Below are 5,197 nucleotides of genomic sequence, written 5' to 3' on the forward strand. Positions count from 1 at the left end.
GCATCTCGTCGGAGATGTAGGTGCCGCTGTAGCGCGCGCCGCCGTCCACCAGGTGGTAGCCGGTGGTGAGCCAGTGGCTGTCGAAGATCATGACCACGTCCGGCTTCGCCGCCGCGATGCGCTCGCGCAGCCGGGCATAGCCGGCGATCAGGTCCGAGTCCTCGCCCGCGCCCTGCAGGCGGCGGAACTCCTCGCACTGCATCAGGCCGGGGTGATGCGACACGATGGCCGATCCAACGATCTGTCCCATGGGAATGTCTCCTTGGTTGCGTTCAGCGGTGGCTGAAGCTCGCCTTGAACGGCTTCTTCGGGACCACGACATCCTTGATGTCGCAGAAGAACTCGAAGCTCCAGTCGCCGCCCTCGCGGCCCACGCCGGAGCGCTTGATGCCGCCGAAGGGTGCGGCCAGGTCGCGGATGCCGAAGCTGTTGACCCAGATGAAGCCGGTGCGCACCTGCTTGGCCACATCGGTGGCGTGGCCGGTTTCGCCGTAGCAGACGCCGCCCAGGCCGTAGTCGGTGCCGTTGGCCAGGGCGATGGCCTCGTCGTCGCTGGCGAAGGTCTGCAGCGTGAGCACGGGGCCGAAGACCTCGTTCTGCACGATCTCGCTGTCCTGCGCCACCTTCGTGAGCATGGTGGGCTGGAAGTACTGCGCGCCGAAGCCGTGGCGCGCGCCGCCCCACAACAGCTCGGCACCGGCGGCCACCGCGCGCTGCACGAAGCCTTCCACGCGGGCCACTTGGCGCGGATGGATGATGGGGCCGACCTCGGTCGCCTCGTCGCGCGGATCGCCCACCGTGAGCTTCTCGACGTGGCTGCGCATGGTGCCGATGAAGCGCTCCGCCACCTTCTCGTGCACCAGGAAGCGTGTGCCCGCCAGGCAGACCTGGCCGGCGTTGCGGTACATCAGCGCGCCGGTGGCTGCGGCGCCGTCAAGGTCGGCGTCCTCGAGAACGATGAACGGGCTCTTGCCGCCCAGTTCCAGGCTGCAGGGAACCAGGTTGGCGCCGGCCGCTTGTGCGATGAATTTGGCCGTGGGCACGCTCCCGGTGAAGGAGACGCGCGCGATGCGCGCATCGCCCACCAGCCGTGCGCCGGTGCTGGCGCCCGGGCCCTGCACCACGTTGAAGACGCCCGGCGGCAGGCCGGCCGCATCGGCGCAGTCGGCCAGCAGCGAGCAGGTGAGCGGCGCCCACTCCGGCGGCTTCAGCACGCAGGTGTTGCCCGCGGCCAGGGCCGGGCCCAGCTTCCAGGTGGAGAGCATCAGCGGCGCGTTCCACGGCGTGATGATCACCACCACGCCGGCCGGGTCGTGGCGCACGATGTGGTGGGCCTGCTCGGTGTCTATGGGGCGGTTCTGCAGTTCCAGCGCATGCTGCGCGAACCAGCGGATGTTGAGCATGGCGCGCGGCACCACGCCGTGGCGCATGCGCGAGAGCAGCACGCCGGCATCGGTGCTTTCCAGCCGGCAGAAGTCGTCGGCGCGCTTGCCGATCTCCTCGGCGAAGCGCTCCAGGTAGGGCAGGCGCTCGGCGGCGCTCATCGCGCTCCACTCCGGGAAGGCACGCTGCGCGGCCTGGATGGCGGCTTCGGTGTGGTCCTCCAGGCCTTCGGCGATGCGGCCCAGCGGCTGCTGGTCGATGGGGCTGAAGAGCTCGAAGGTGGTGGCCGAGGGCACGCGGCGGCCGTCGATGTAATGGTCGGGCGAGACCTTGACGCCCGCCACGTCCAGCAGGGAAGTGGTCATTCGGAATGCTCCAGTGGTGTCTGCTCATTAGCCTGGGCCGCGGCCTGCGGAGTGCACGGCCGGGTCCTTGAAGCGGCGAGCCAGGGCGCGGCTGGCCTGGGCCAGCAGCGTCGCTTCCACGCCCACGGCCACGAAGCGCGCGCCCTTGCCGATCCAGTGGCGTGCGAGCGTCTCGTCCACGGCCAGGATGCCCGGCGCCTTGCCGGCGGCCTGGATGCGGGTGAAGGCATGCTCGATGGCGGCGCGCACCTCGGGATGGCCGGGCTGGCCCAGCAGGCCCATCGAGGCGGACAGGTCCGCTGGCCCGATGAACACTCCGTCCACGCCGTCCACGGCCGCGATCTCGTCGATGCGCGACAGGGCGGACGCCGTTTCCACCTGCACCAGAAGGCACATGCGGTCGTTGGCGGTCTGCAGGTACTGCGCGTCGGCCCCCCAGCGCGAGGAGCGCGCCAGGCCGCTGCCCACGCCGCGGATGCCCTGCGGCGGATAGCGCACGGCCTGCACAAGGCCGCGGGCCTGCTCGGCGTCTTCCACCATCGGCACCAGCAGCGTGGTGGCGCCGATCTCCAGCACCTGCTTGATCAGCGTCGCGTCGCCCTGAGGGATGCGCACCACGGGATGGGCAGGGTAGGGCGCCACGGCCTGCAGGGTGCCCAGCATGGAGCGCAGGTCGTTGGGGCCGTGCTCGCCGTCGACCAGCAGCCAGTCGAAGCCGGCGGTGGCGCACAGCTCGGCGGTGTAGGGCTCGGCCAGGCCCAGCCAGAGCCCGATCTGCGCGCCGGGTGCGGCCAGCGCGGCCTTGAAAGTGTTCACGGTGGAGGTCATCAGACGAACTTCAGGGAGATGGAACCGAGCGGGCCGTAGTCCGCATGAAAGGTGTCGCCGGCGGCGCAATGCACCGGCCGGGTGAAGGAGCCGCCCAGCACGATCTGGCCGGCCTCCAGCCCTTCGCCGTGCGGGGCCAGCTTGTTGGCCAGCCAGGCCACGCCGTTGCCCGGGTGGTTGAGCACCGCAGCGCCCAGGCCCGATTCCTCGATCACGCCGTTCTTGAACAGCAGCGCGCCGGCCCAGCGCCAGTCCACCTGGTCCGGCCGCATGGGCCGGCCGCCCATCACGATGCCGGCGCTGGCGGCGTTGTCGGCGATGGTGTCCAGCACCTTGCGCGGCGCCTTGCTCACGCGGTCGAACTGCTCGATGCGGGCGTCGATCAGCTCCAGGGCGGGGATTACGTAGTCGGTGGCGTTGAGCACGTCGAACAGCGTGACGTTGGGCCCACGCAGCGGCCTGGCGAGGATGAAGGCGAACTCGACTTCGAGCCGCGGCACCAGGAAGCGGGCGGCTTCCACCTCGGTGCCGTTGTCGATCACCATGCTCTGCAGCAGCACGCCGTAGTCGGGCTCGGTGATCTGCGAGGCGATCTGCATCGCCCGCGAGGTCAGGCCGATCTTGCGGCCGACGATGGTGTCGCCGCCGGCCAGCTTGAGCGCCGTCCATTCGCGCTGGATGGCGTAGCTGTCGGCGATGGTCATGCCGGACAGGCGCTTGCTGAAGTGCTCGACGGGCTGGCGGCTGCGCTCGGCCTCGATGAGTTCGTGGGCGAGCGCGCGGTTGCGCGCCTGGGTGTCTGTCATGGATGTGTCTCCTGGATCGCCCTGCCATGGGTGGCAAGGCGCCGTCTTGATGAAGGCGAAGTCTCGGCAGCATGGCCGTCCGCCACAAGCAATGGATTTGGAACAGTGATCAAGCTGCGCTTGATAATCGACCGATGGCCCTGACCCGCTACACCCTTCGCCAGCTCGAGGCGTTCGTCGCCGTGGCGGAGCAGCGCAGCTTCACCGGCGCGGCGCAGCGCATGGGCCTGACGGCGCAGGCCGTGAGCCAGTTGATCGCCGAGCTGGAGGCCATCGTCGACTTCCGGCTCTTCGAGCGCACCACGCGGCGGGTGATGCTTTCCAGCGCCGGCCAGCACTTTCTAGGCCCCGCCGAGACGGTCTTGCGGCATGTGCAGGCGGCCGACATCGCGGCCTCCGACGTGCGCAACCAGGCGGCCGGCATCGTGCGCGTCGGGGCGCCGCAGGTGCTGGCCGGGACCGCCATCCCCGCGGCCATCGGCGCCTTCCAGGCCCTGCGGCCCCGCGTGGTGGTGCGCGTGAAGGACCTGCCGGTCGATCAGCTGGTCGATGCCGTGCAGGCCGGCGATGTCGACCTGGCGGTGGGGCCGGACCGTCCGACGGGCGAGGGCGTCCAGCGGCTGCCGGTGTTCGACAGCCGCTGGGTGCTGTGGTGCGCCGCGGGTCATCCGCTGGCACGCCGCAGGCAGCTGCGATGGACCGACCTGCACGGGCACGCCCTCGTGGCGGCGGGCCGCGACCATGAGCGCAGCGTCTCGCAGATGCACGTCAATGCCCCCGCAGATGCACGGGTGGAGCCGGTCGACGTGGTGGACAACGTCTCCACCGCCCTGGGCATTGCTGCCCAGGGACTGGCCGCCACGCTGGCACCCGCCTACGTGGGCGTGGTGGCGCAGCCCCTGGGCCTGGTGATGCGCCGCGTGGTCGAGCCCGAGACGGTGCGCACGGTCTGCCTCTACCGCTCGACGGTACGCACCCTGCCGCCAGCGGCGGAGGGCTTTGCGGACCACCTCCTCCAGTGGTTGCCCGGCTGGCAGAAGCGGGACGGCTGACGCCTCAGCCGCGCGCGGCGGTCAGCAGGCGGATCTCCGCCAGCAGGTCGGCCAGGGCGGCCTGCAGCATCTCCAGCGTGGTGGCGTCGCTCAGCATGCCGTCCTGGAAGCGCGAGGCGACCCGCGGAATGGCCACTTGGGGCCGCGACCGCGGCCGGGCCAGCGTGGCGGCCAGGGCATCGCGGATCTGGGCCTGGGCCCGCACCCCGCCCAGGGCGCCCGGCGACGCCGTGATCACCAGGGCCGGCTTGCCCCTGAGCGGCGAGGCGAAGGCCGGCCGCGATGCCCAGTCGATGGCGTTCTTCAGCACACCGGGCATGCCGTAGTTGTATTCCGGCGAGCAGATGACCAGGCCGTCGGCCTGGGCGATGGCATCCTTCAGCTCGGCGACGGCCGCGGGCGGCTGGGGGCCGTCCAGGTCGCCGTCGTAGGGCGGAATCTCCACCAGCGTGAAGAGCTGTTGATGCACACCGGCCGGCAGCATCGTCGCCATGTGGCGCAGCACCGCGGTGCTGTGCGAGGCGCGGCGCAGACTGCCGGAGATGGCGAGCAGGCGCACCGCCGCGGCGGGCCTGGCGTCGGAAGAAACATTCATCGATTGATCCATTGAACTATGCACGGAGGAAAAGTTTATGCATAAAATCGCGTCCATGCAAAAAACGGATGCCGTCTTGCGCGAACCCACGCTGGTGGACCAAGCCTTCGCCCGGCTGCGGCAGGACGTGCTCAGCGGCACCTACGCGGGCGGCGTCAAGCTCAAGGT

5 protein-coding genes and 1 pseudogene are annotated in these 5,197 nt (G+C 70.4%); 1 reads left to right on the top strand and 5 read right to left on the bottom strand.

Features of this window, described 5'->3' with window-relative positions; all coding sequences use genetic code 11:
• From QZ772_RS18815 to hpaH, 4 genes and pseudogenes are all read right to left on the bottom strand, one after another.
• A pseudogene (locus QZ772_RS18815) lies at positions 1-250 on the bottom strand (extradiol ring-cleavage dioxygenase); the annotation flags it as partial.
• 22 nt (positions 251-272) lie between these two features.
• Positions 273-1,748, bottom strand: a complete 1,476-nt coding sequence (locus QZ772_RS18820) for an aldehyde dehydrogenase (protein WP_295529414.1) — start codon at positions 1,746-1,748, stop codon at positions 273-275.
• A gap of 27 nt (positions 1,749-1,775) precedes the next feature.
• A complete protein-coding gene (hpaI, locus tag QZ772_RS18825) occupies positions 1,776-2,576 on the bottom strand; it encodes a 4-hydroxy-2-oxoheptanedioate aldolase (RefSeq protein WP_295529416.1) in 801 nt (266 codons plus the stop codon).
• The gene (gene hpaH / locus QZ772_RS18830) at positions 2,576-3,382 is read right to left on the bottom strand and encodes a 2-oxo-hept-4-ene-1,7-dioate hydratase (RefSeq protein WP_295529418.1); all 807 of its coding nucleotides are present in this window, start codon (positions 3,380-3,382) and stop codon (positions 2,576-2,578) included. The genes hpaI and hpaH overlap by 1 nt, the downstream gene beginning before the upstream one ends.
• Before the next feature lie 134 nt (positions 3,383-3,516).
• On the opposite strand from hpaH, the gene QZ772_RS18835 reads away from it, so the two are divergent.
• Entirely contained in the window at positions 3,517-4,434 is a 918-nt protein-coding gene (locus QZ772_RS18835; protein WP_295529420.1) for a LysR family transcriptional regulator, read from the top strand.
• A gap of 4 nt (positions 4,435-4,438) precedes the next feature.
• On the opposite strand, the gene QZ772_RS18840 is transcribed toward QZ772_RS18835, so the two are convergent.
• Positions 4,439-5,029, bottom strand: a complete 591-nt coding sequence (locus QZ772_RS18840) for an NAD(P)H-dependent oxidoreductase (protein ID WP_295529422.1) — start codon at positions 5,027-5,029, stop codon at positions 4,439-4,441.
• Positions 5,030-5,197 lie beyond the last annotated feature (168 nt).

The organism is uncultured Pseudacidovorax sp., assembly GCF_913773995.1.
Taxonomy (GTDB): domain Bacteria; phylum Pseudomonadota; class Gammaproteobacteria; order Burkholderiales; family Burkholderiaceae_C; genus Xenophilus.

Bases quoted from the DNA above. Each gene is read 5' to 3' on its own strand.
- QZ772_RS18835 (WP_295529420.1), top strand. From the start codon at position 3,517: ATGGCCCTGACCCGCTACACCCTTCGCCAGCTCGAGGCGTTCGTCGCC.
- hpaI (WP_295529416.1), bottom strand. From the start codon at position 2,576: ATGACCTCCACCGTGAACACTTTCAAGGCCGCGCTGGCCGCACCCGGC.
- hpaH (WP_295529418.1), bottom strand. From the start codon at position 3,382: ATGACAGACACCCAGGCGCGCAACCGCGCGCTCGCCCACGAACTCATC.
- QZ772_RS18820 (WP_295529414.1), bottom strand. From the start codon at position 1,748: ATGACCACTTCCCTGCTGGACGTGGCGGGCGTCAAGGTCTCGCCCGAC.
- QZ772_RS18840 (WP_295529422.1), bottom strand. From the start codon at position 5,029: ATGAATGTTTCTTCCGACGCCAGGCCCGCCGCGGCGGTGCGCCTGCTC.